The 24,521-nt window shown below is 46.4% G+C and carries 21 protein-coding genes; 17 read left to right on the plus strand and 4 right to left on the minus strand.

From position 1 onward, the window contains the following. On the plus strand, positions 1 to 1,114 hold a 1,114-nt coding region (locus QUA71_RS09325; protein ID WP_333284277.1), incomplete at its 5' end, for a WD40 repeat domain-containing protein. A 537-nt stretch (positions 1,115 to 1,651) separates the two neighbouring features. On the opposite strand, the gene QUA71_RS09330 is transcribed toward QUA71_RS09325, so the two are convergent. Next, complete coding sequence (locus QUA71_RS09330) at positions 1,652 to 4,213, minus strand: PhoD-like phosphatase (protein WP_445243770.1); 2,562 nt, start codon at positions 4,211 to 4,213, stop codon at positions 1,652 to 1,654. Between the two features lie 145 nt (positions 4,214 to 4,358). On the opposite strand from QUA71_RS09330, the gene QUA71_RS09335 reads away from it, so the two are divergent. The 5 genes from QUA71_RS09335 (at position 4,359) to QUA71_RS09355 (ending at position 12,140) form a co-directional block, all read left to right on the plus strand. After that, entirely contained in the window at positions 4,359 to 6,521 is a 2,163-nt protein-coding gene (locus QUA71_RS09335) for a CBS domain-containing protein (protein WP_333284281.1), read from the plus strand. Between the two features lie 936 nt (positions 6,522 to 7,457). After that, on the plus strand, positions 7,458 to 8,324 hold the full coding sequence (bchL, locus tag QUA71_RS09340) for a ferredoxin:protochlorophyllide reductase (ATP-dependent) iron-sulfur ATP-binding protein (RefSeq protein WP_006634709.1): 867 nt from the start codon (positions 7,458 to 7,460) through the stop codon (positions 8,322 to 8,324). Positions 8,325 to 8,358: 34 nt separating this feature from the next. Further along, complete coding sequence (locus QUA71_RS09345) at positions 8,359 to 9,903, plus strand: DUF5331 domain-containing protein (protein ID WP_333284283.1); 1,545 nt, start codon at positions 8,359 to 8,361, stop codon at positions 9,901 to 9,903. A gap of 475 nt (positions 9,904 to 10,378) precedes the next feature. Next, complete coding sequence (locus QUA71_RS09350) at positions 10,379 to 11,788, plus strand: ferredoxin:protochlorophyllide reductase (ATP-dependent) subunit N (RefSeq protein ID WP_199292772.1); 1,410 nt, start codon at positions 10,379 to 10,381, stop codon at positions 11,786 to 11,788. A 121-nt stretch (positions 11,789 to 11,909) separates the two neighbouring features. Further along, positions 11,910 to 12,140: a type II toxin-antitoxin system HicB family antitoxin gene (locus QUA71_RS09355; RefSeq protein WP_333284285.1), complete on the plus strand. Its 231-nt coding sequence runs from the start codon at positions 11,910 to 11,912 to the stop codon at positions 12,138 to 12,140. A 138-nt stretch (positions 12,141 to 12,278) separates the two neighbouring features. Here the strand turns inward: QUA71_RS09355 and QUA71_RS09360 are convergent, their stop codons facing one another. Both QUA71_RS09360 and QUA71_RS09365 read right to left on the minus strand, forming a co-directional pair. Further along, positions 12,279 to 12,893 carry a HEPN domain-containing protein gene (locus QUA71_RS09360; RefSeq protein WP_333284286.1) on the minus strand — a complete coding sequence of 205 codons (615 nt, stop codon included), beginning with the start codon at positions 12,891 to 12,893 and terminating at the stop codon, positions 12,279 to 12,281. After that, positions 12,877 to 13,926 (minus strand): AAA family ATPase, encoded by a 1,050-nt coding sequence (locus QUA71_RS09365; RefSeq protein WP_333284288.1) that lies wholly within the window; start codon positions 13,924 to 13,926, stop codon positions 12,877 to 12,879. The genes QUA71_RS09360 and QUA71_RS09365 overlap by 17 nt, the downstream gene beginning before the upstream one ends. 191 nt (positions 13,927 to 14,117) lie before the next feature. On the opposite strand from QUA71_RS09365, the gene QUA71_RS09370 reads away from it, so the two are divergent. Continuing rightward, positions 14,118 to 15,173: a hypothetical protein gene (locus tag QUA71_RS09370; RefSeq protein ID WP_333284290.1), complete on the plus strand. Its 1,056-nt coding sequence runs from the start codon at positions 14,118 to 14,120 to the stop codon at positions 15,171 to 15,173. A 396-nt stretch (positions 15,174 to 15,569) separates the two neighbouring features. Beyond that, a complete protein-coding gene (locus QUA71_RS09375; protein ID WP_333284292.1) occupies positions 15,570 to 15,710 on the plus strand; it encodes a hypothetical protein in 141 nt (46 codons plus the stop codon). Here QUA71_RS09375 and QUA71_RS09380 read toward each other — a convergent pair. Beyond that, on the minus strand, positions 15,701 to 15,871 hold the full coding sequence (locus QUA71_RS09380) for a hypothetical protein (protein WP_333284294.1): 171 nt from the start codon (positions 15,869 to 15,871) through the stop codon (positions 15,701 to 15,703). The two genes, QUA71_RS09375 and QUA71_RS09380, sit on opposite strands and share 10 nt — an antisense overlap. Before the next feature lie 164 nt (positions 15,872 to 16,035). Between QUA71_RS09380 and QUA71_RS09385 the strand changes: the two genes are divergently transcribed. The 9 genes from QUA71_RS09385 (at position 16,036) to QUA71_RS09420 (ending at position 24,442) form a co-directional block, all read left to right on the plus strand. After that, positions 16,036 to 16,764, plus strand: coding sequence for a glycosyltransferase (locus QUA71_RS09385; RefSeq protein ID WP_333284296.1), 729 nt, complete (start codon positions 16,036 to 16,038; stop codon positions 16,762 to 16,764). Further along, entirely contained in the window at positions 16,757 to 17,557 is an 801-nt protein-coding gene (locus QUA71_RS09390; protein WP_333284298.1) for a polysaccharide deacetylase family protein, read from the plus strand. Before QUA71_RS09385 ends, QUA71_RS09390 begins: the two co-directional genes overlap by 8 nt. A gap of 2 nt (positions 17,558 to 17,559) precedes the next feature. Continuing rightward, entirely contained in the window at positions 17,560 to 19,188 is a 1,629-nt protein-coding gene (locus QUA71_RS09395; RefSeq protein ID WP_333284300.1) for a DUF2079 domain-containing protein, read from the plus strand. A 173-nt stretch (positions 19,189 to 19,361) separates the two neighbouring features. Next, the gene (locus tag QUA71_RS09400; RefSeq protein WP_006634716.1) at positions 19,362 to 20,030 is read left to right on the plus strand and encodes a DUF3318 domain-containing protein; all 669 of its coding nucleotides are present in this window, start codon (positions 19,362 to 19,364) and stop codon (positions 20,028 to 20,030) included. Between the two features lie 396 nt (positions 20,031 to 20,426). Beyond that, entirely contained in the window at positions 20,427 to 21,425 is a 999-nt protein-coding gene (locus tag QUA71_RS09405; protein WP_333284302.1) for a sugar transferase, read from the plus strand. Between the two features lie 547 nt (positions 21,426 to 21,972). Next, positions 21,973 to 22,410 (plus strand): ATP-binding protein, encoded by a 438-nt coding sequence (locus QUA71_RS09410; protein ID WP_333218778.1) that lies wholly within the window; start codon positions 21,973 to 21,975, stop codon positions 22,408 to 22,410. A gap of 161 nt (positions 22,411 to 22,571) precedes the next feature. Beyond that, positions 22,572 to 23,840: a WcaI family glycosyltransferase gene (locus tag QUA71_RS09415; RefSeq protein WP_333284304.1), complete on the plus strand. Its 1,269-nt coding sequence runs from the start codon at positions 22,572 to 22,574 to the stop codon at positions 23,838 to 23,840. Between the two features lie 180 nt (positions 23,841 to 24,020). Further along, positions 24,021 to 24,119, plus strand: a complete 99-nt coding sequence (locus QUA71_RS29225) for an element excision factor XisH family protein (RefSeq protein WP_445243771.1) — start codon at positions 24,021 to 24,023, stop codon at positions 24,117 to 24,119. A 119-nt stretch (positions 24,120 to 24,238) separates the two neighbouring features. After that, a complete protein-coding gene (locus QUA71_RS09420; protein WP_333284305.1) occupies positions 24,239 to 24,442 on the plus strand; it encodes a hypothetical protein in 204 nt (67 codons plus the stop codon). The last annotated feature ends 79 nt before the right edge of the window (positions 24,443 to 24,521 follow it).

The following is a 24,521-nucleotide window of genomic DNA, read 5'->3' on the forward strand; positions in this document are numbered from 1 at the left end:
CGGGGTATATGCAGTGGCGATCGCACCAGACGGCAAGAGAGCGATTTCCGCTTCATGGGATAGAACCCTGAAAATCTGGGACACCGAGACAGGTACCGAAGTTATAACCCTCACCGGTCATACTGACTGGATAACAGCAGTGGCGATCGCACCAGACGGCAAGAGAGCGATTTCCGCTTCATTGGATGAAACCCTGAAAATCTGGGACACCGAGACAGGAACCGAAGTTAGAACCCTCAGCGGTCATACTGATTTGGTAAATGCAGTGGCGATCGCACCAGACGGCAAGAGAGCGATTTCCGCTTCATGGGATGAAACCCTGAAAATCTGGGACACCGAGACAGGAACCGAAGTTAGAACCCTCACCAGTCATACTAGCAAGGTAACAGCAGTGGCGATCGCACCAGACGGCAAAAGAGCGATTTCCGCTTCATTGGATAAAACCCTGAAAATTTGGGACACGGAGACAGGAACCGAAGTTAGAACCCTCACCGGTCATACTGGCTGGGTAGAAGCAGTGGCAATCGCACCAGACGGCAAAAGAGCGATTTCCGCTTCATTGGATAAAACCCTGAAAATCTGGGACACCGAGACAGGAACCGAAGTTAGAACCCTCAGCGGTCATACTGACTCGGTAACATCAGTGGCAATCGCACCAGACGGCAAGAGAGCGATTTCCGCTTCATGGGATAAAACCCTGAAAATCTGGGACACCGAGACAGGAACCGAAGTTAGAACCCTCAGCGGTCATACTGACCCGGTAACAGCAGTGGCGATCGCACCAGACGGCCTCACAGTGATTTCCGCTTCAGGGGATAACACCCTGAAAATCTGGGACACCGAGACAGGAACCGAAGTTAGAACCCTCAGCGGTCATACTGACCCGGTAAATGCAGTGGCGATCGCACGCGACGGAAAAACAGCGATTTCCGCTTCATTGGATAAAACCCTGAAAATCTGGGATCTGCTTAGTGGCAAAGAAATTGCTAGTTTCAGCGGAGAACATGGGTTTATTTGCTGTGCGATCGCACCTGATGGGGTGACAGTTGTAGCGGGCGATGTGTTCGGCCGGGTGCATTTCCTGCGATCGGAGGGAGTTAGCGGCGGGCGATAATCCAAGAAACCGGGTTTTTGCCCGAATCTGTCGGTTGTAACGAAGTATTTCGGTAAAAACCCGGTTTCTGGGCCACCCGCCGATCCAAGAAACCGGGTTTTTGTCCGAATCTGTGGGTTATAACGAGGTATTGTCGTAAAAACCCGGTTTCTGGGGCCCCGCTATCGGGTTTTTTGGTGATGGGCGATTCCCTACGGGATAGCTACACTTCACGGGTTTTTTGTTGATGTGCGATCGAATTTGAGAGAAATGTGCGATCGAATTCGATTTGTTAGTCCGTTAGTTTGTCCGCGCAGGGAAAGCCAGTTGGTTCGTCGGCGAGTCCGCCAGGGGTTGAAACCCCTGTCTCAAAGCGAAAGTCCTCTCAAGAGGACTGAAGAGTTAGTTGATGTACATCGCTTTGAGGCAAATCTTCAGTCGGTTTCAACCGACTTTAGCTATGAGACGGGGGTTTCAACCCCCGGCGGACACTGCCACCAACTCATCACAATATTGTACCAATATCCAAATCCCCGACTTCTTCAAGAAATCGGTAATCTAATCATCCTCATCCAATCCCAGCGGCACAAAATATTGACTGTAAACCACACTATCCGGCTCCCAAAGCGGCCGCCAATAAACATTTTGCATCACCGCTTTCTCCCCATCACCATCAGCAGGCCACTGAAAACTGACGATCGCAATATTGCTATATCCCACAATCTCATCACCCTCTTGCAGCCAGCGATTGCGCCACAACAGCGATATAAAATTCCACAACCTACGCAGCAGTGACAATTGTTTATTTTTATGCGATCTACTTGACGGAGTTCCCTTTTCTAGCTTCAAAAATACCCGAGCTCTTTGCCGTTTAATCCAGTCAATCCGATAGCCCCAGTCAGGCATAGATTGTCTATTTCTGAGACCAGCCGCCACAGCCTTCTTTCTGGTCATCCTCGAAATATTCATTAATTCCAGCGGCTCATTCCACCCCAAACATTGGTGCGATCGCTCAGGAAGCAGCGACTTAATCTTAGTATGAATTAAATGTGTTGTCCACTCCTCATTGATAAAAGCACTAGCAGTCAACTGCGCCAGCACAGAATATTGACAACTTGACTTATAATTCGCCCCCCTCAAAGGCTCAATATTCGGTCGAGAATCGCCAAAATGACAATCATACCAATAACTCAGCCGCACAGCAGCAGCATAGTGAATATCCCCCGTCAACACAATCACCCGATCGCGCTGTTTAAAAAATTCCACCAACAGCTTCACAAAAGCCAACTCATGAAAATTCCAAGCATCCCCCGCATCACTACTAAAAACCTTCCCCTGTGCCAAATCCCACTTTTGCACCGCATCAATAAGCCACAAACCCACCAAATTTGTCGGCACAACCACCAGCGTCGCCTCAATCTCAAACTCCTCAGTTTTATTCAGCAAATCCGTCTCCTTCAAAGGTTTCTGAATTTGCTCCTCAAAACCTTTGTGAGTCAAAAGCATCGGCGGAGCCATCGGGCTTTCCACCGGATACCCGCGCGAACTCCGCGTATCCAGCACAATCACTTCGTGCTTAAAACTTCTGACAATAAAATGCCAATTCAAAACCTCATTTACACCCTGGTCATCCCGATCCAAAATAAAAACATCTTCATCTAATTTCAACTTCGGTAAATGTGTTTTCGGATCGAGCCTTGGAATTCCTAAATACGAAGCCGCATCCTCCCAAGCAGAAACATCAGTTCCCGCCGAAGCAGACCATTTTTCCGCAGCCTTTAATAATTTATCTCCCGGTTTTTCGCGATCGAACTGTGCGGGCGTATTTCCCCAAGCCTGAAACACAGCGTAAGCCACCAAAGCATTCTGCACCACCCGCCGTCCCAGCGGCTTCCCCAGCACCCGGTAACACCACTCTCGATTCAAATACAAATCGTCGCTAATATCATGATCGTCGCAAATCATATAAGTAGGAATATTCGCTAGCGCCCTCCTCACCCTCCACAAATTGCGAGCAAAACCGTCAAGTTCAACAACTTCTGTATCCCAGACTTTTGCCTGCTTAGAATTTGGACAAATATCCTTACCCTTCGGAAAACGCGCGCACCAAAGTATCGGCGACCAAACTAACAAATACATCGCGCAATATTCCCCCAAACTGAACAAGTGACTTTTAGCCTTGTCCGGTTTATTCACCAACATCCCCGTAAAGCCGCCAAAATCTCTGGCAATATCGCTGCGAGTCCCCGGCTGTAACTCAATTGGTTTTTTGTACTGATACTCATCAGCCTCAGAGAGTTTCTGAATAGGGGACTCTTTAAAAATTTCCCTCTCTTCGCCAACTGCATTTTCGTTTTGCGAATTTTTAGGTATACTGATACACAAATTCTTTTTAATTTGGGCATCATCCATCAGGGGTAGACTCTCTTCCCAGCCCAACAGTGTATCGCCAGCATCAGTCAAAGCCCACAGCATCGCATCCGCAACGTCGTCGCCGTAAATTTGGTCGCCGGTTAAAAACAGTTGGTGGGGCCTGCTATTTGCCGTACCTGCAAACTGTTCGATCGAATTATCCAAGATTGGCAGCGCATCTCTGCCGTCTCCGTGGGGCTTGCGACAAGAACCGTGAACGATACGCAAATAGTTTAAATCGTTCGGTGGCAGGGCAAAAGTCGGCAACTGGTGAGCGAAATAACTAATCGTGTCCCGTCCCAAAGCCGACAAATCCGGGGCGGCAGGCCACAGGCAAGAAATGAGATTTTCTTTCTCATTTTCTGCGACTGCCACCCCCGACGGCGACTCGCTACTCCCAGCAAACTTGATGTCATAAGCATAAATTTGCCCGGATGTCAAGACATTGCGGTCGATCGGTTTAGCAGTCACCGCCACTACGTGCAGGTATTTGCCGAGCTGCACAGTAGAGTTCGCACCTTGGAGCAAGGGTCGATCGACAATTTCGCCGGTTCCGCCCTCTGTCGAATAAACCTTGAGTTCGACTCGGCGGGGTGCTTTCAGAGCCAGCCAAACTGTCACGGCCCGACTTTCAGTCCGGCGCAAAATCGGGCCCGCAAGGATAAGCGGCAAGTGATGAATTCGATGACTTAAGGGAGTCCACGACATAGAATTTAAAAAATAAAAATTAAATAAGGGTGTTCTAGCAATCAGATTTTAGGCGATCGAGCATCTGTGACCGGGTTAATTAATGCTAAGTCTGCCAACCCCCGTCTCCAAATTTGTAACAACTCATTAAGTAAAATTAATAATCATGCTACAAGAAGAAAAATTACAGCATTTCGTCAATTCAGCCCCGCAATTGCCCGTAATTAAATCATCAGAACCCGCCGGACGGCCCAACAGCCAACCGCTCTACTCCTCACCTTTAGATCGGGCGATCGACCGCCACCCCCTCACCGTCGCTCCAGAAACCCCGATCGCCCAGGTGTTGGCTCTCATGAACCCGATGCGCGTCTCCTGTCAGCTTTGTGGGGAAAAACAACACGCTGTTGCTAGCGCAGCCAAGCGCAGTTGCGTCATAGTCGTGGAAGATAATCGACCCATCGGCATTTTTACAGAACGCGATATCGTCAAGCTAACTACCGTCGCAGCTTGTACAGTCGGACTGACAATTGCTGATGTAATGACTCGATCGCCCATTACCCTCAAACAATCCGAGTCTCAAGATATTTTCACAGCTATGTTCATGTTGCGCCAGCACCAGATCCGGCATTTGCCCGTAGTGGACGAGGACTCGCGACTTCTGGGCATCATCACCCGCGAAGCGATTCACGAAGCCCTGCAACCGATCAACTTGCTAACCAATTTGCGCTGTGCAGCAGATGTCATGACTAAAGAAGTCATTTCTGCCCCAACAACTGCCTCAGCCCTCGATTTAGCCCAGCTCATGGTCAAGCATCGAGTTAGTTGCGTCGTCATTGTCCAAGAGCAAATTCAGCATCCCGAGCTGGCGATCGCCCCAACACCAAATTATCAAATTCCGATCGGCATTGTCACCGAGCGCGACATCGTGCAGTTTCACGCCCTCGAATTAAACCTCTCGGAAATCCCGGCTGCAAGGGTCATGAGTGCGCCTTTATTTTGCGTATCTCCCGCCGATTCCCTCTGGAGTGTCCACCAGTCCATGCAGCGGCACTGCGTCCGCCGTTTGGTAGTAGTTGGCAGCCAGGGAGAACTTTTGGGCGTTGTCTCTCAGACAAGTTTGCCACAAGTTTTTAACCAATCTGAAATGTACGGGACGATCGAGCTTTTGCAGCAAGCAGTGGACGATCGAGCCACCCAATTGCAGAAAGCCAACGAACTTTTGCAGCAAGAAATTTTAGAGCGGCAGCGGGCCCAAGAAGCCCTGCGCCAAGCTCACGACGACTTAAAAAAACAAGTTGAAGAACGCACCGCTCAACTTTTAGAATCCAATGAATTGTTGAGACGGGATATTATCAAGCGCCAGCGAGTCGAAGAAGTGCTGCGGCGAAAGCAAACTTGCTTGAAAAATCAAGCGCAGCAATTAGAGCAAACTGTCCGAAAGTTGCAGCAAACTCAAACTCAATTAGTGCAAACCGAAAAAATGTCTTCTTTGGGACAAATGATTGCCGGTATCGCTCACGAAATTAACAATCCTGTTAATTTTATCTACGGCAACCTTTCCCACGCCAGCCACTACATCAAAGAATTGCTCCAACTTTTGGGACTTTACCAGCAGCACTATCCCGAACCAGTCTCAGAAATTCGGGAAGCAGCAGCAGAGATGGAAATCGATTTTTTGGTAGAAGACTTATCTAAGCTAGTGTCTTCTATGCAAGTAGGAACCGAGCGCATCCGCCAAATAGTTGTGTCGATGCGTAATTTTTCGCGATCGGATCAATCTAACATCAAGCTCGTTGACATTCACGAGGGACTCGAAACCACTTTGTTGATTTTGCAGCACCGACTCAAAGCCCACGGCGGACATCCAGCTATCCAGATTATTAAAGAATATGGCAATTTGCCCCACATCGAGTGCTGTGCCGGTCAGATCAATCAGGTGTTCATGAATATTATCGGCAATGCTATTGATGCTTTGGATGAAGAAATCCAGAAAGGCGAATGGGCGACGAGAAATGCGAAAAATTCAGCCCTATCAAATCCTAATTCTCCATTGACTGTTCCCACAATTACAATTCGCACTGAAGTTGTTGGCGGCGATTTTGTGGCGATCCGCATTTCCGACAACGGGCGGGGCATACCGGAGGAGATTCGCCGCCAATTATTTGACCCGTTTTTTACTACCAAACCAGTCGGCAAGGGCACTGGGTTGGGACTGTCGATTTCTTACCATTTAGTTGTCGAACAGCACGGAGGGCGACTCGACTGCGTTTCGGAAGCTGGACGGGGCACTGAATTTGCGATCGAGATTCCGATTGTCAGCGGTCATTAGTCAGCAGTCATACGATTTTAGATTTTAGATTTTAGATTGAACAATTTAAGGATGGGAAATGACTCATGAAGCCCGGGGTTTGGATCGCGGGCCTACAGTTGCATTCTTTTTTTCAACTGGTATCAGTAGTCATGGGGAAGACATCATATTATCCCACTCCCCCACTCTCCCCATCCACTCTCCCTCTCCCCGACTCACTCCCCCACTCTCCGACTTTCCACCATTTCCTAAAAATTCACAATTTTTTACAAAACACCAGAAACCCAAGCAAAGTCAATCTTTCCCAATCTAAAATCTCAAATCTCAAATCTAAAATCCCATAACTTTGCCCTCCCCTGACCCAACTGATCCGAACTCACTTCGAGTTTGACTCATCCACTAGCGCCTTTATGACCGTTCCAGTTACCCGCACAAGCCATCAACTGCCTGCATCCTAGCCCCAAAGCCAAAAGCCGAGATTGTTTGAGAAGTTAATTTTTGTTTTATTTTTGTACCTCTTTATATTAAGAAAGTATTCTAAAATCTATTTAAAAGCTAAAAAAAATATAAAAATAGATTTTTGTCTCAAAAAACCAGTTAAGATTCTCAGAGGTGCAAAATAAACAAATTTACTAGCATTTTCATTTAGACGCCCCCTTTCTTTTCATCGCAAGTTAGCTAATAATGCTTTCAACGAGGTGACTAAGGGCTGAGTCCAAAATTGGCGTAACCCAAAGACGGATACAAGCCCCAAACAAAAGTCGTCGAGATCGAAAATTTTAGTTAGAGAGAAGCCCCAGATTCATCTGTGGAGTCCATTCTTTAATCTCAAATCTGAAATCTCAAATCGACTGACAGTAAGGGAATTGCAATTGGGCTATTGCAATTGGGCGATCGAAAAAAAGCAGGAAAACCCAGCCCTCATCGTTTTGATAGAAACCTATAGGAGAACAAAGAGTGAAACTCGCAGTTTACGGAAAAGGTGGAATTGGCAAATCGACAACAAGCTGCAACATCTCCGTTGCCCTAGCCAAGCGCGGCAAGAAAGTTTTGCAAATCGGTTGCGATCCAAAGCACGACAGCACATTTACGCTCACTGGCTTCTTGATCCCCACAATTATTGACACCCTTCAGCAAAAGGACTATCACTACGAAGACGTTTGGCCCGAAGATGTCATATACAAAGGCTACGGCGGCGTTGACTGCGTAGAAGCAGGTGGCCCTCCCGCAGGAGCTGGCTGCGGCGGCTATGTAGTCGGTGAAACCGTCAAACTCCTCAAAGAACTCAATGCCTTCGACGAATACGACATCATCCTGTTCGACGTGCTCGGTGACGTAGTGTGCGGCGGTTTTGCAGCCCCCTTGAACTACGCCGATTACTGCATGATTGTTACCGACAACGGGTTCGACGCTTTATTTGCAGCCAACCGCATCGCCGCCTCAGTCCGCGAAAAAGCCCGCACTCACCCGTTGCGGCTCGCCGGTTTAATTGGCAACCGCACCTCAAAGCGCGACTTGATCGACAAGTACATAGACTCTGTACCGATGCCAGTGCTGGAAGTGCTGCCCCTGATTGAAGACATCCGCGTTTCTCGCGTCAAAGGCAAAACATTGTTTGAGATGGCCGAAAGCGATCCTTCCCTCAACTACGTCTGCGATTACTACCTCAACATCGCTGACCAGATTTTGGCAATGCCCGAAGGAGTAGTGCCCAACGACACGCCCGATCGCGAATTATTCGCCTTACTTTCAGATTTTTATCTAAATCCAGTGCAACCGGTGGTCAAGAAGGAGGAAGATGAGCTAGACCTGATGATGGTTTAATAGGTCTAGCGATCAGGATGAGGATAAAGAGGTTATGGCTTTTTTTGATACTTTTTCAGTTGCTCTCAAACAGAAGTGGTTGGACTACTACCAGGTAAATCGGGCTTGGCTGCTCCTGCACATGACGGCTGACAACACGGTCGCCACACCCGACGGCGGGAAAAGGCCTGTTTCTTACCTCATCCTGGGAATTGCGGCTGCCCTGGAGCCGGAACTCCAGCAATTAATGCTGCCCTTCTCAAAACTCAAGCCGGATGCAGACAGCCTGATCGAAGTGTTGGGGCTAAATTTTGACCCGGACATAGCGCTGGGTATGCCCTCAAATATCGCGCCGCAGACGGCCGGCACATCTCCAACACCCGCAGCAGCTCAAACTGCAACTGCTGCACCCGCAGCAGCTCAAACTGCAACTGCTGTACCCGCAGCAGCTCAAACTGCAACTGCTGCACCCGCAGCGGCTCAAACTGCAACTGCTGCACCCGCAGCAGCTCAAACTGCAACTGCTGCACCCGCAGCAGCTCAAACTGCAACTGCTGCACCCGCTGATGCCAAATCTAATAAATTGGGCGGTGCGGCCTTAGCAGCAGCCGGAGTAGTCGCCGGAGTCGCCGGAGCCGCCGGTCTGGCTGCTGCTGCGTCAGCACTGAGCTCCGACGACGAATCCTTCGATGAGTTTGAGGAAGAAGCAGTCTCCGACTTCGACCTGGGCGATGACGAGGAAGACGCGGTATCTGACTTCGACCTAGGCGATGACGAGGAAGAAGCAGTCTCCGACTTCGACCTGGGCGATGACGAGGAAGAAGCAGTCTCCGACTTCGACATGGACGACGATGAGGAAGAAGCAGTCTCCGACTTCGACATGGACGATGATGAGGAAGAAGCCTCGGCTTTGGACGGTCTCGACCTCGGCGACGATGAGGAAGACGCGGTATCTGACTTCGATATGGGTGACGATGAGGAAGACGCCGTATCCGACTTCGACCTCGGCGACGACGAGGAAGATGCCGTATCTGACTTCGACCTAGGCGACGACGATGAGGAAGATGCCTCGGCTTTGGGCGGTCTTGACCTCGGCGATGACGAGGAAGAAGATGCCTCGGGTTTGGGCGGTCTCGACCTCGGCGATGACGAGGAAGAAGAAGCCTCGGCTTTGGACGGTTTCGACCTCGGCGATGACGAAGAAGAAGAAGCCTCGGGTTTGGGCGGTCTCGACCTCGGCGATGACGAGGAAGAAGAAGCCTCACAATTTGGGAGTTTGACCTCTGGAGATCTCGAAGCGGGGATTTCCGATCCGTTTGGGGAAGAAGATGCAGAGTTTGTGGCCGAAGAAATACCCGATCCTTTTGGGACAGCGACCTCAGATGACCTAGACATGGATCTGGGCGACTTGGACGATGACGGTATTGACGATTTCTCTGTATCTGATGACGATGACCTCGACGATCTCGGACTCGACGATCTGGGGGAAGCAACTACCGGAGATCCCGATGAAGATGATTTAGATGCTCTAGGTCTCGGTGATTTGGATTCCGACGATGAGGATGAAGAAATTTCTGGCTTTTTGTCGGATTTTAAGTGAGGTTGTTGCGATCGCCCGCATCTGTTCTAGTCTTGAAGTTTCCCGCTCTATTTGTGAGTTGTGAGTTGCGAGTTGTTAATTTTTAATTAGCTCCAACTCACAACTGCCAAAAGGATTTTTGCCTTAGCGAGTTGAAGAAAACTAAATCCCTGCTGTGAGGGATTATAAGCCCTCGCGCAGAATTTTTTAGCTCAAATTTTGGATGCTGCGGCTGGGGAAATATTGAGTTGGCTGCATCTATTTTTCAGAGGAATTAGCCCAAAAATAGGTATTTCTATTTATTGTTGACTGTGCGTCGCGATCCGGCAAAACAGGTGTTTTCTCGCCACTGCGCCTGTTCGCGATCGAGAGGAAAAACAACCTATTCCTCTCCTGGGCGAGATCGCCGAGACGATCGCAAAATCCAGGTGTTTCCTCGCTCCGCCGCAAGTCCTGTTCGAGACGAAAAACAATTTAAACGGAGAAGATTTGAGATATGACTGCTATTACTACTAATGAACCGGAAGCTTTAAACTTTGAATGCGAAACAGGCAATTATCACACATTTTGTCCGATTAGCTGCGTAGCTTGGCTTTATCAAAAAATTGAAGATAGCTTTTTCTTGGTCATAGGTACCAAGACTTGCGGCTATTTCTTGCAAAACGCAATGGGCGTGATGATTTTTGCTGAGCCTCGCTATGCGATGGCTGAGTTGGAAGAGGGCGATATTTCCGCTCAGTTAAACGATTATGATGAGTTGAAGCGGCTGTGCTTGCAAATTAAGCGCGATCGTAACCCGAGTGTAATTGTTTGGATCGGTACTTGCACCACCGAAATCATCAAAATGGATTTGGAAGGGTTAGCACCGAAACTCGAAGCAGAAATTGGCATTCCCATCGTCACAGCGCGCGCTAACGGCTTGGATTACGCTTTTACTCAAGGGGAAGATACCGTTTTAGCAGCGATGGCTGCTAAATGCCCTGAGAAAGCGCCCGTGATGGAGTCTCAGAAGCAAGAAAGAAATGCTATCTCTCAACTGCTGAATTTCGGTAAGAAAAAAGAGGAAGTTGCAGCAGATGAATCGGAATATGTCAAGCACACACCGCTGGTACTTTTCGGTTCTTTGCCCGACCCGGTTGTCACTCAGCTAACTCTAGAATTGAAGAAGCAAGGAATCAAAGTTTCCGGTTGGCTTCCTTCCAAGCGCTACACTGAATTGCCAGTCTTGGAAGAAGGTTATTATGTATCGGGTATGAATCCCTTCTTGTCGCGTACTGCTTCTACGTTGATGCGCCGCCGCAAGTGTAAGCTAATTGGTGCGCCATTCCCGATCGGCCCTGACGGAACTCGCGCTTGGATTGAAAAGATTTGCTCAGTGTTGGGCATTGAACCCAAAGGTTTGGACGAAAGAGAAGCGCAAATTTGGGCTGGTTTGGAAGATTACCTGCAAATAATTCGCGGCAAATCTGTCTTCTTTATGGGCGACAATTTGCTGGAGATTTCTTTAGCACGTTTCTTGATTCGCTGCGGCATGACTTGCCCGGAAATCGGCATTCCTTACATGGACAAGCGCTATCAAGCAGCCGAGTTGGCTTTGTTAGAAAAAACTTGTCACGAGATGGGAGTTCCTACTCCTCGGATTGTGGAGAAACCGGACAATTACAATCAGCTTCAGCGGATTTACGAGCAGAATATTGACTTGGTGATTACTGGTATGGCTCACGCTAATCCTTTGGAAGCGCGGGGAATTAATACTAAGTGGTCTGTTGAGTTTACTTTTGCTCAGATTCACGGGTTTGGTAATGCGCGGGATATTTTGGAGTTGGTGACTCGTCCGCTGCGCCGGAATAATTCGCTGAAGGATTTGGGCTGGGGTAATTTGGTGAAGAATGAAGCGAAAGTTTAATCGTTTTTAGTAAGAGAGTAAGGTGGGCGTTGCTCACCTTATTTTTTTTGGAACCGCTGATGTAGGCGGATTGACGCAGATGAACGCGGATGAAGTGTGCGATCGCTCTTTTAATTAGAAGATGAAAGTCAACGTTAAATCTCTTGATTATTACTTGAGCCTGAAATATGCTATCAGTTTTTATCCAGAATCTGAAGGTTATACAGCCATAATAAAAGACCTTCCGGGTTGTATGTCTGTGGGGGAAACTTTGTCGGAAGCGATGGAGAACATTGAGGAAGCTAGGGCATTGTGGGTAGAGACTGCTTATGAGTCCGGCGATGAGATTCCTTTACCTGCGGCTGATGTTTAGCATAAAGGACGATCGTGTTTGAGGGAGGGTTAAAGGGCGATCGCTCTTTGATTTTTTTATGAACCGCTGATACAGGCAGATTAACGCGGATTAACGCGGATGAAGAGTGCGATCGCTTTTTTATTTAATCGTCGCGGGTTACAAAATGTTGTGTATGCTCTCAACAACTTGCTCAATAAAATCAACCGCTTCATTAACTAATAGTTCATCAATAGGCCAGCGATCGCCTATTGGGTAGGAAGGATCTATGTCTGCTTCATGTGCTATCTTATTTCGGCGATCGACAATCCGATTTAATTGTTGTTTTATATCTTCAGCATCTTTAGCAAGCCTACCCATGTTAATAGAAACTTCTTCCCACAACTTTTTATCGCTAATCAGCCGGATAGCATCAGCTATAGCTTTTGGCTGCTGAAAACTTTTGTAGCTGTGGCTTTGTCTAATTTCATCTTCTAGCCAGGAATCAATATTTTGTCCTGCGTTTATACCAGCGCGAGCGTTACCCAGTGAGATTTGAAATCGCGAGAATGCTGGCGGTTCAGGACGTTGCCCCCGATGAATTTCTAACATTCCTATCCTAACAACTTCGTGAATATAGTAGTCCAAAGCGCTAACTGCTAGAACCAGTGCGGCTCTCAGTATATCTGAGATATCTAGAACACTGCTAGCTTGAGCTTTTAGAGAATTATGCACAGCAATCAGATCCCGAACGCGAGCAATACTGAGGCGAAATAGATCAATCGCTGACTGCATTGGCAGTTAACCCAATAATTTTATCTGCTAGCTTATCAAAAATAATTTTGAACTTATCTTGTGCTTTTAGAGTGTTTATTAAAATTGTACCAGTTTGCCCTATTTGAGCGGGTGTTAGAGCAAAAACAGGTGTTTTATGATAGTGAGACTTAGCAATCAAGGAATTAAAATCAGAAATTTTGGTAAGGCAAAAATCACTTTTAATTTTTTGAGAACCATACATTTCATCGGTTAGCAGCATATTGTTTTTTTGCAAAGATGGCACTAATTTAGTGGAGACAGCTTCTTCAATTGCATCAATCCACTTCTGAAAAACCGCCGCAGCCTCTCCTTTTCTGATTGGATAGTATTGAACAATAGTCCCAAGCAAGCGCGGTGTAACTTTGGGAAATGGATAGACCGCATCTTTCAAAATCCTCATTTCTGAAGCTTTTTGAGCCCAAGCATACCATTTGGGTAAAATAGTTGCCAAAGAATGGATCGCCATTACTGAAAAGAAGTCTGGACTGGTAGGAAGTATAAAAAAATCACTGGTCATCAGCAGGTTCTGATTGATTGAGCTTAAAATTGGACTCATATCAATCAAAATATAATCAGCGTTAAACTTATCTGCTGTTTTCTGCAAAAGGTATGAAATTGAACCAGGTAAGTTTTGCAGTGTTTGAATTGAACCGCTTAGCTCTTGCGCAATGCCTAATGTCACCTCATATTCAGCAAATCCCACATGACCGGGCAATAACAACAAACCATCGCACCCTTCTACTGGCAAACAATCTACAGCCTCAATTAGCTTAGGCCTTGATTCAAATGCAGGTGCTAAGCCTGATTTAATATTCTGGTTTTTTTGATATAATTCCTCTAGCTCTTCCTTAGTTGAAAACCCCAAAACCATTCCTGTGAGGTTGCATTGCGGATCGGCATCGACTATGATTACTTTTTTTCCCTTGGTGGCTAACATCCATCCTAGATTAAATGTAGTGGTTGTTTTGCTAACGCCGCCCTTGTGATTAAATAGAGCTATTTTCTGAACCATCTTTTTTTATACTTTTGGGGAAGTCAGTACCTGAGCTATAACTAAGGCTATGACTATTATACAGTCAGGGATGAAAGGGCGGACTTTTCCCCAACTTTTCCAGAATCTCAGGCCACACGCCCGTAACACGATCGCAGGTACGATCGCCTATAATCGAAACTAGCCCAACTCTCATCAGTTGAGAAACCGCCATGAGTCAAGACAAGGAAGAAATTAGCTATTCAGACAAAACAGAACGTCTCAGAGTTATCGGTCAGTTTATCAAAACTGTGACACCGATGATTTGGACGATCGTAATTTTAGTAGTCATCATTCCCCTATTAGGTAACTTTCTAATTTCCCAGTCACTAACAAATACGGGAACGACAGCAGTTGTAGTCTCGCCGCCACACGATTTTAGCAAAGTCAACCAAGACGTTAAAAACGCCATCCAACAATCCCATCTAACTGCCGAAACTTTCGCATCTAAAGAGTTGGACAAATGGGAAACAGAAGTAATCGCGCGGGTTGACAACAGTTTCCTCGATTGGTATTTCGATTACTTCAACCAAAAAAAGATGGAGTTTACAGTACCTTTTAATTTCGTGAAATCTGCCGTACTAAATAGATTTGATATGACAGCAGCATCTCGTGCTGTTTCCGAAAAATTAACCGAAGACTTTCAAAGAGAATTTGCTAACCGCGTGCTGGTGCCAAAAAATGCTCAACTGCGCTTTCAATTAATCACTCAAGATACTGCTAATTTGTACATATCAGAAGTTAGCAAAAATGTGAAAGTAGTTCAAAACAATTATAGCATACCGCAGGTACAGTGGGACAAATATCTGAACGATATTGCTACCACAATTAGCGACAAGGGAAACGTCTCGAATTTATCATTAAAAGTATTAGTTGGCGGTAGCGGTTACTTGGTTGCTAAACCCTTAATTTTGGGAGTCGCAGCTAAAGTTGGTAGTAAAGTTACCGCAAAAGTTGCCAGCAAAGCCGCCGCCAAGGTAGCCACAAAAACAGGCGGTACAGTGGCTAGTCAGTTGGGAGTAAGTTTAATCGACCCGATTGTCGGAATCGGGATTATCATCTGGGATTTGTGGGATTATAATCACACAGTCACAGTAGAAAGACCAATTTTGCGGGAACACATTGTAGAATACTTGAAAGATGTCAAAAAGTCGCTGCTCACAAATCCTGAAAGTGGAATCATGGCAGCAATTTATCAGCTAGAAAACGGCATTTTGAAGTCACTTTAATCTATTCACTCGACCTCGGCTTTTTGGGATTTGCTATGAAATACTCCTCAAGCTCTTGGGATGACAAAAACCAATAGTTATGGCTGACTAAATGCTCTAAAAAAGGTTCCAAGTTGTGCGGGCTGTAGTCCCCGGTAAATTGTCGTCGCAGCGGCGGGGTTTCCTGGGGATTCCGAAGGTAAACTATATCGTGAAAGCAGAAAATGGGAATTTATACTGTAATGATTTCTAAGATTACTTGATAAGTGATTAAACTTAGGACGAATGCTAGTAAAAAGCTAATAATACGTCTTTTTCGGAGCGTAATACCCGGTTGAAAATACTCGGGCAATTTGTTAACTCAATAATTTACATTGACAATTACAACCTCATGAGGTAGAAGGTTTGGGCGAGATTATGAGGGTTTTTCTGGATTCGCTGCTGGGGGCATCTAGATTGTCGATCGCCCGCGTTTTCCGTAAAGATAAGCTGGCTCAACTCCAGCATGATACAATTTGTCTCGATCGCACTTATCCCGCAGCCCCGGTTCACACTTGACAAGTCGTGCTAGATGAGTGGCGATCGCCCCCTTGCTCAAAAATCATCATTTGAGATAGATTAGCCAGTATGGGCGGGGCGATCGACAGCAGCAATTCCAACAGCACCCTCCAACCCCGAAACTGCCCGCTGTTCAAAGGTTCCAAAAAGTCCAACTTCAACTTTGCACTTTCAAGGCAAAGTTGAAGTCAATTTTCTGATCTGCAGTTAACAATACCTCTCCCCGCCATAAATTTTCTCTGTAAAATTTTCTCTGTAAATTTTTTACTTGTGATTTACCTCCCGAGGTGGTAGCATATTTGACCGAAAGCCCGAGCCCACAACCATGATGAAGATAGCGGTAATTCTGCCTGTTTACAACGAAGCGAATTGCATAGACCAAACCTTTGACAGAATTTTAGAATTTTCTCAAAAAAATCATGCTTACAATTTTATTATTGTGAATGACGGCTCGACCGACAATACACTGCAAATTCTCGACAAGAAACTCAAAACTTTCCCCACACATCACATCAAACTAATTTCTTACAGCAACCGTCAAGGCAAAGGCTATGCCGTCAAAAAAGGCAGCGAATATGTTGACGCCGACTGCATTTGCTTCATGGATGGCGACTTAGCTTACTCCCTCGAACACCTCGAACTCTTAGTCAAAAAATTAAAAGAAGTTGATGTCGTAATTGGTTGCAGAAACCTGGATCAAGAAAACTTCCGAAATCTTACCTTACTCAGAAAAATATCCGGCAAAATATTTAACTTTATTTCTGGAAAAATTCTCAATCTACCATATAGAGATATGCAAGCCGGACTCAAAGGATTTAATAAAATACCAGCCCAAGAAATATTTAAAACACAAACACTTACTGGCTTTTCATTTGATGCCGAACTGCTTTTTTTAGCACAAAAAAAAGGATATACTATTGGTGAAATTCCCGCCAAAGTTTCCCCGCACCACCTCTACAAAAATTCTCAAGTCAATATTTTTAAAGATTCCCTAAAAATGCTACTCTGCTTATTTAAAATTAGAGCCAACGACCGCGCAGGCTACTATGAATAAATCAATTTTGTTGAGCTTTGACCTAGAAGAATTTGACATCCCAGAAGAATATGGTCAACTCCTGGAATCCGACATCAAATTTGAAATTTCTAACCGAGGATTGTCAAAGATTATTGCACTTCTAGAAAAGTTAGATATTACAGCCACATTTTTTGTCACAGCTAACTTTGCACTCCATAACCCAGATACAATCAGACAAATTTCCAAGCACCATGAAATCGCCTCCCACGGGTTTTACCACTCTCAATTTTGCCTAGAAGATTTACAAAAATCTAAACAAACCTTAGAACAAATAACTAATACTAAAATCACTGGGTTCAGGATGGCAAGACTTCAGCCAGTTGACGACGAAGAAATAGAAAAAGCAGGCTACGAATACAACTCATCAATGAATCCAACTTACATCCCCGGCAGATACAACAACCTATCTAAACCCAGAACTGCATATTATACGAATAAACTGCTCAACCTTCCCATTTCAGTCACTCCTCTGATCAGATTTCCCTTATTTTGGCTGAGCTTTAAAAACTTTCCCCTCTCAATGATAGAATTAGCAACTCAACTAACCCTAGAAACAGACTCCTATCTGAACATCTACTTTCACCCCTGGGAATTCACAGAGATTTCCCAGTTTAAATTACCCAGTTACGTCAAAAAAGATTCAGGCAGCAAAATGCTTGACAAACTAGAAAAATACCTCACCAAGCTTAAAAATCAAGGCACATTTATTTCTATTTCCGAATTTAAGCACAACTTCATTCAACATTATATCAAATATCGGCTTCCGCAATAACTATGAAACTTAAACCTCTCGACTACTGGAAGAATCACACAGGATTGCGTCAAGTTACAATCCTAGCAACCATCTTTTTTATATTAGTTTTAACTTTTAGCCTAATCCGCTACGAAAGCTTCTTAGCCACCTACGATCACGGTCTATTTAACCAAGTATTTTGGAATAGTATACACGGCAGATTTTTTCAAAGTTCACTGTCCTCAGCCGCCTCCAGCGCGTCGCTGATGGACAGACAACTGTCCTACCCCTTTTACATCCATTTAGGGCAACACTTCGTCATCGATTTTCTGATTTGGATGCCGATTTATGCCTTATTTCCATCCCCCATTACCCTGATAGTTTTGCAAGTAGCTTTAATTGCAGCAGCCGGAATAGTGCTGTATTTCTTAGCAAGACACTATCTATCTGTTCCCATGTCGGTAATGATAGTAGCCAGCTATTACGGAGCAAATGGTGTCATCGGCCCGACGCTGGGAAATTTTTACGAACACTGCCAAATTCCTCTATTTATATTTAGCTTGCTCCTAGCATTAGAAAACCAGCGCTGGCCGCTATTTTGGCTGTTCGCAGTTTTAACATTAGGCACCCGCGAAGATGCTGGAATTAGCTTGTTTGGCATCGGAGTGTATTTAATTGTCAGCCGCCGCTACCCCCGCGCCGGCATAGCTTTGTGCGCTCTCAGCTTTAGCTACGTGGTGTTCATAACTAATACAATCATGCCGATGTTTTCGGTTGACAATTCCCGCTTATACTTAGCTAATTACTTTAGGAAATTTGTCAAAAGCGAGAACCCGTCAACACTTGAACTGCTTTGGGCGATTATCAGTCAACCTCAACTCATAATTGAAGTATTTTTTAAAGATGCAAGTAGGCGAATTTTATATCTTTTAGGTCATTGGTTGCCACTAGCATTTGTACCTGCGATCACTCCTAGCGCCTGGTTAATGACTGTTTTTCCTTTACTGGTTCTGTTGCTGCAAGTTGTTAATCAGGCCGCTACTTCTATCAACACCCGCTACACATTTGCTGTAATTCCGGGGTTATTTTACGGTACAATCCTGTGGTGGTCGCAACATCAAGATAAATTCAAACCCAGGTTCCACCGCTTCTGGATTGGGTGTATCGGTCTGTCAATACTGCTTACCTACACTTCCAATCCGAATCGAGCTTTGTATTTCATCTCTCCTTATTCTTTTCAACCTTGGGTTTATCAATCTTTGCCGGCTCAACTCGGACACGCAGCTAATGTCAAAAAAGTCTTAAGTTTGATTCCCCAAGATGCTAGCGTTTCTACCAGCGGTTATATCGTTTCCCACCTTTCGGGCCGCCGGAACATCATCCGTTTAGAAGTGATGCAGATGAAAGACGAAGAGGGAAAAGTAGTCGATGTCGATTATGCGCTGTTAGATTTGTGGCAGTTGCAGCAAAACAATTTAAAAGTTCCCGTTGACAGAGGTAGAGTTCGGGCGGGAGTGCGTTTTACCGATGAAGCTATACGACGAGGTTTGTACGGAATTGCTGAAGTATTGGACGGAGTTGTTTTAGTTCAAAAAGGCATAACTTCTAAGCCGGAAGTTTTGTCGGCTTGGTCGAAATTGCGACAAGAAATCGAACCGTTGATGAAATAGTCGAAAGTCAATGATCGAGCAGGCAGTTGCGATCGCGCCCAGAGAGTAAAATCAACTAAAATTGCAAGTATTGGTCGATCGACCCCCGTTACTCTACTAGATTTTGATTAAAGGTTTGCTATACTCCAGAAATAGACACATATTAACCTTTGCAAAATCAATAGGCCGGAGCTATGACATCCTATGCAACCTCTACAGCAAGAGCCGAGATGAGTGAGATCCGGCGCTTGAAAAACATACTGCCCCCAGAACTCCAAAGTTGGGTAACAGTAGAAAAAACAATAGAAGTTAATCCTACCCTGATCCGCAGCGAAGAAATAGGCAAAGACCAGGTAGAAATCCAAATAGACCTGATCCGCTGGGAACAGCTAGCAATAGATCAGCGGAACCTCCTATTTTGGCACGAAGTCGCCAGAATCCAAAACGACACCATCCCCAGAGACGGTTGGGAAATGGCAGCCCTCGCCATTGGTTTAGGCGGCGCCGTCGGTGAACTTTGGGTGCAAGACGGCTTGCTGCTGTTACTGGCCCTATCCCTGTGCGGCGTCTCCGGCTGGAGACTTTTCCAAAAAAATAACGGAGAGAAAAGTTTAAAAGAAGCAGTAGACGCCGACGAAAAAGCCCTCGCCCTGGCAACCCGCTTCGGCTACACTCTCCCAAACGCCTACAAAAGCCTCGGCAGCGCCTTAAAAACCTTAATCGAGCAAACCTCCAAAAAACAGCAGCGGGCTAAATACGAAGCTCGTCTCCAGGCCCTCAAACGCAACGCAGCCAAAGCCAAAGCCAAAGTCAAACCCATCACCCGCGAAACCTCCCAGTCAGAAAACGTCTACAATTCTTAACCTCATCCCCCGACGCTTGTTACGGGGGTTTTCCAGTTAACCGTTAACTGTTGACTTGTGTGTTAGCTGTTAACTGTTAACTGCGATGGCTATCCGGTGCAAGACAGGCACCAAAATGATTAACGACAAGATTAGTCGGCCTGAATCCACAAAAATCTTGATTCCGATGTCAAAGTTTGGCCGCGACTGCGTTCAAAAATATTTGGGCCAAAACTGGCGCTGGTAGACTTAAGTCTATTTTTGCCTTTGATATCATTCTCGGCGGGCGAGTTTGCAGGCGTTTTTGTAAAGTTTGTATAAAGCTAGCCTTTTGTTAACCATAATATTTGGTAAAGGTGGAGCTGCTAGGACAGAATAGGCTAAAGACATCAGCTTGAAATTTGAAACTAGGACTTCATGGTCAGTCACACCCCAGAGGCAGATTTTCGGGTAACGTACTCGGACGAGATTCCCTCAGTTCACATACCCGTGCGCTTGAGCGTACTTGAAGCCGTAAACTTCAAGACAACCTGCCAGCAACTCTTTTCGGGCAGCACCGTTCCCAGCAAGATTGTCCTAGACTTCAGTCAGACGACATTCATCGACAGTAGCGGGATCGGTGCGTTAGTCAGCAATCTGAAATTTGCCAAACAGCGTGGTAGCGACTTGGTGCTCCGAAGCCTCAAGCCGCAGGTGATGGCAGTATTTGCTCTCACCAGCCTAGATCAAGTGCTGACGATCGAGCAGCCCTCTGCAACCTCAACTCCCACAGAGACCAACCCCTCGGACAATCAGCTACCGATGACGCACCCCTCAGTGCAATCGTGGGTGAAGCGGCTGATAGATATCGTTGGGGCAATCGTCGGTTTGATAATTACAGGAATTTTGCTCGTACCCATAGCTGCAGCCATCACTATCAACGATCCAGGCCCGATATTTTTCGGTCAAACCCGCTGTGGCTGGATGGGCAAACAATTTCGGATTTGGAAATTTCGATCGATGTGTACCAACGCCGAAGCCATGAAAGCCCAAATCAAAAACCAGGCTTCTGGCGCATTTTTCAAAAATGACAACGACCCGCGGATTACCAAAGTCGGGCGCATCTTACGCAAAACCAGCCTCGACGAACTGCCGCAGTTTTGGAACGTGCTCAAAGGCGAAATGAGTCTAGTTGGCACTAGACCGCCTACCCCAGACGAAGTTGAGCGTTACGAAGTCCCTCAGTGGCAGCGTTTGGATGTCAAACCCGGGATGACAGGGGAATGGCAAGTCAACGGTCGCTCTCAAGTCCGCGATTTTGAAGATGTCATCCGTTTAGATTTAAAATACCAACAAAACTGGAGCCTGGTGTATGACCTCAAACTAATTGTCAAAACTGTAACAGTCCTGTTTAACAAAAATAGTGGCGCTGTGTAGGAACCCTCAACAACCCACCGCTGAACTTTGAAGTGATGTTGCCGACGGGGGGCGGGAACTCGAACTCGATACTTAGTCAAGCAGACGATCGCTAGCGATACCTACGTTAGCATTAAGTGTTAAAATTCACACGCCCAGAAAATGCAAAGCTAGTTGCCAGCTCTGCAATCAGAGCATTAATAATTAGCAATTGGCGAGTTCGAGGTCATACTCAAATGCTCCCAGCATGATTTTCGAGGACGAGAAGAACTCACCTGTGTTTAGAAAAGTAACGGCTGCTAACACGGTCGAAGCTTAAATCACTTCCTCGCAAGCTGACTCGGGAATTTTCCCTATTTAAACGCCCTACCGAGGCGGCTTACAGTATCGGAAGTCTCTCATTTGCTGTGCGAGTAAATGGTGCGAAAGGAATGCTCACCTTGAGGCAAAACGGGCTTCTTCAACTCAAGCTTGACTTAACTAATATGTTGCCAAGACCTTGCCCTCCTTTTTCTCTCCCTCCGCCGCTGAGTACAGCGGTGGTGGGGGCCGACCAGGGGGAAGAAAGATGAAAGACAAGCAACCAAAGGCCGAGTGGCACCTGCAGGTTGAAACAGACCTGAATGCTTTAACATCCATTTTGGAATGGTTGGAGAATATCGTTTTGCCCATGATACCAGCGGATTTCTGGTGGCAGTGCCGACTGATAATCAACGAAGGCTTTACAAACGCTGTCCGCCACGCTCACCCGAACTTGCCCCCCACGACGCCCATAGACATTGAGGTAAAAGTGTTTGCCGATTACTTAGAAATTAGGATTTGGGACAGGGGTCAACCCTTCAACTTAGAAGCAAAGCTGCACTCGATCATGCAAGAGCAGCGCGATCCTTTGGACAGAGAAGGAGAAAGGGGACTGGTGTTCATGTACAAGCTTACAGACGATCTTCGCTATATCCGTACCGAAGATCGCCGGAACTGCCTGGTAATGCGAAAAAACATTATCTGAGGGCGGGATACCCGCCCGGTAAGGGCGGCTTCTTTCGCCAGGAGTGGAAGATCCCCTCGCCCCCTATTGTCCTACCCGGAACCCAACCACATCCTCTGCAATTCTGCGGGTGCAGGCTCGATGCACGCGGCTGCTGGACTATTTGCTTCAAAATAAATAGTATGCGTATTCTAATTTATTCCTATAACTATTATCCAGAGCCGATCGGCATTGCCCCCCTGATGACAGAACTAGCGCAAGGCCTAGTCAAGCGCGGCCACCAAGTCCGAGTCGTCACAGGAATGCCCAACTATCCGCAGCGCCGGATTTATCCGCAATATGAGGGCAAATTTTACCTCACCGAAGAACACAAGGGCGTCACAATTCAGCGCAGCTATCTGCGCGTCAACGGCCCCCACCCCAGCCTGCTAGACCGACTTTTGCTAGACGGCAGTTTTGTCGTCTCCAGCGCCGTCCAAGCCTTCAGAGGCTGGCGTCCCGACGTGATTTTCTCGACAATGCCCCCTTTACCGATTTGCGTCCCAGTCGCCTTTTACGGCTGGATTCGCGCTTGCCCGATCGTCCTCAACGTTCAGGATATCGTCTCAGAAGCAGCCGTGCGCGTCGGCTTGGTCAAAAAAAACGGAGTGCTAGTTCGCATTGCTGACGCTTTGGAAAAATTGGCATACTGCACAGCCAGCCAAGTCAGCGTCATCGACAGCGGTTTTATCAAAAAATTGCACTCTCAGGGAGTACCGCCGGAAAAAATAGTTTGCGTGCCCAATTGGGTTGATGTCAATTTCATTCGCCCCTTACCCAAGGAAAGTAACTCATTTCGAGAAACTCACAAACTCAAGGGCAAATTTGTCGTTCTCTATGCAGGCAATATTGCCCTCACTCAAGGCTTGCAAACAGTTGTCCAAGCAGCCGCTCGTTTGAAACACATACCCGAAATCGCTTTTGTAATTGTGGGGGAATCAACAGCACTGGCGCGCTTGCAACAAGATTGCGAAACTTACAAAGCTAATAATGTAATGTTGCTGCCATTTGAACCGCGAGAAAAATTGCCCGAATTGTTAGCTGCTGCTGATGTTAGTTTAGTCGTACAAAAGCGCCGCGTTACTAACTTCAATATGCCTTCAAAAATTCAAGTAATTCTCGCCAGCGGCCGGGCAATTTTGGCTTCGGTTCCCGAAACCGGTACGGCCCAGAAAGCAGTGCAGCAAAGCGGTGGCGGGGTGGTGGTAGCGCCGGAAGATCCGCAGGCTTTGGCTGAGGCTGTTGAGGATTTGTACTTGCACCCTGCTAAGGTGGATGCGTTGGGCGAGCAAGGCAGAAATTATGCTGTAGAGAATTACGGATTTGAGGAAGCTTTGAATCATTATGAAGCTTTATTTGCGGCGGTGGCAGCGAGTCATGCTGAGAAAATATTGGAGCCTTTGCCGAAATAATCTGATAATTAGGTTAGTGAGTACCGACCGTTATTTGTTTCTTGGTGAAACTGATTCTTAAGAGTTATAATGTATTTACTTTATTTAAAGAGCGAGTAATATTTAACTTTTTTTACAAGGCCTGCCAAATACACCTATCACCATGCAGTTAAAAATTCCCTGCTAAAAAATGGGTAGACAATTACGGCTGACCCGTACTTCATAAAATATGAGGATGCCGAGTTATATGCCGATCTAGCCGCAGAAAAGCCGATGGCGGCACGGCTGGGTTTTTGGTAGAACCTTACGAACATCTCAAGGCACCATGTCAACCTAAAGATTGGGAAATTCTGCAATCAAGTTTATCTGGAATTGAAGCCAAGCCCTTGCCATTTATGCTGGCGCAAATGAATTGACTATTGCACGGCGTTGAGTACCCAGACGTTGAGATAAAAAATAGTTTAGCCACAGCTATCCTCCCTGAAAAACACAGCATCGTCGCCTACCTCCACAACCTACAAGCCAAAGTAGAGGCCCTCAAGCGCCTGCAAGCCCAAACCGCCACCCAACTGGATGCGCTGCTGCCATCCATCCTCGACAAAGCTTTTAAAGGAGAATTATAAACCAATACGGTTCAGTTAAGGCTCAAATAGTGGTAAATTAGGTATGGTGTCCAAAAATGGAGAGCAAGTAAGGTGCATC

Origin of the sequence: Microcoleus sp. MON1_C5, assembly GCF_036701875.1 — a bacterium.
In the GTDB taxonomy this organism is placed as follows: Bacteria; Cyanobacteriota; Cyanobacteriia; order Cyanobacteriales; family Microcoleaceae; genus Microcoleus.

Excerpts from the sequence above, each read along its gene's own strand:
- QUA71_RS09335 (WP_333284281.1), top strand. The coding sequence starts at position 4,359 with ATGCTACAAGAAGAAAAATTACAGCATTTCGTCAATTCAGCCCCGCAA.
- QUA71_RS09370 (WP_333284290.1), top strand. The coding sequence starts at position 14,118 with ATGAGTCAAGACAAGGAAGAAATTAGCTATTCAGACAAAACAGAACGT.
- QUA71_RS09385 (WP_333284296.1), top strand. The coding sequence starts at position 16,036 with ATGATGAAGATAGCGGTAATTCTGCCTGTTTACAACGAAGCGAATTGC.
- QUA71_RS09415 (WP_333284304.1), top strand. The coding sequence starts at position 22,572 with ATGCGTATTCTAATTTATTCCTATAACTATTATCCAGAGCCGATCGGC.
- QUA71_RS09410 (WP_333218778.1), top strand. The coding sequence starts at position 21,973 with ATGAAAGACAAGCAACCAAAGGCCGAGTGGCACCTGCAGGTTGAAACA.
- QUA71_RS09400 (WP_006634716.1), top strand. The coding sequence starts at position 19,362 with ATGACATCCTATGCAACCTCTACAGCAAGAGCCGAGATGAGTGAGATC.
- QUA71_RS09375 (WP_333284292.1), top strand. The coding sequence starts at position 15,570 with ATGAGGGTTTTTCTGGATTCGCTGCTGGGGGCATCTAGATTGTCGATC.
- QUA71_RS09390 (WP_333284298.1), top strand. The coding sequence starts at position 16,757 with ATGAATAAATCAATTTTGTTGAGCTTTGACCTAGAAGAATTTGACATC.
- QUA71_RS09330 (WP_445243770.1), bottom strand. The coding sequence starts at position 4,213 with ATGTCGTGGACTCCCTTAAGTCATCGAATTCATCACTTGCCGCTTATC.
- QUA71_RS09405 (WP_333284302.1), top strand. The coding sequence starts at position 20,427 with ATGGTCAGTCACACCCCAGAGGCAGATTTTCGGGTAACGTACTCGGAC.
- QUA71_RS09360 (WP_333284286.1), bottom strand. The coding sequence starts at position 12,893 with ATGCAGTCAGCGATTGATCTATTTCGCCTCAGTATTGCTCGCGTTCGG.
- QUA71_RS09365 (WP_333284288.1), bottom strand. The coding sequence starts at position 13,926 with ATGGTTCAGAAAATAGCTCTATTTAATCACAAGGGCGGCGTTAGCAAA.
- QUA71_RS09395 (WP_333284300.1), top strand. The coding sequence starts at position 17,560 with ATGAAACTTAAACCTCTCGACTACTGGAAGAATCACACAGGATTGCGT.
- QUA71_RS09345 (WP_333284283.1), top strand. The coding sequence starts at position 8,359 with ATGGCTTTTTTTGATACTTTTTCAGTTGCTCTCAAACAGAAGTGGTTG.
- QUA71_RS09355 (WP_333284285.1), top strand. The coding sequence starts at position 11,910 with ATGAAAGTCAACGTTAAATCTCTTGATTATTACTTGAGCCTGAAATAT.
- QUA71_RS09350 (WP_199292772.1), top strand. The coding sequence starts at position 10,379 with ATGACTGCTATTACTACTAATGAACCGGAAGCTTTAAACTTTGAATGC.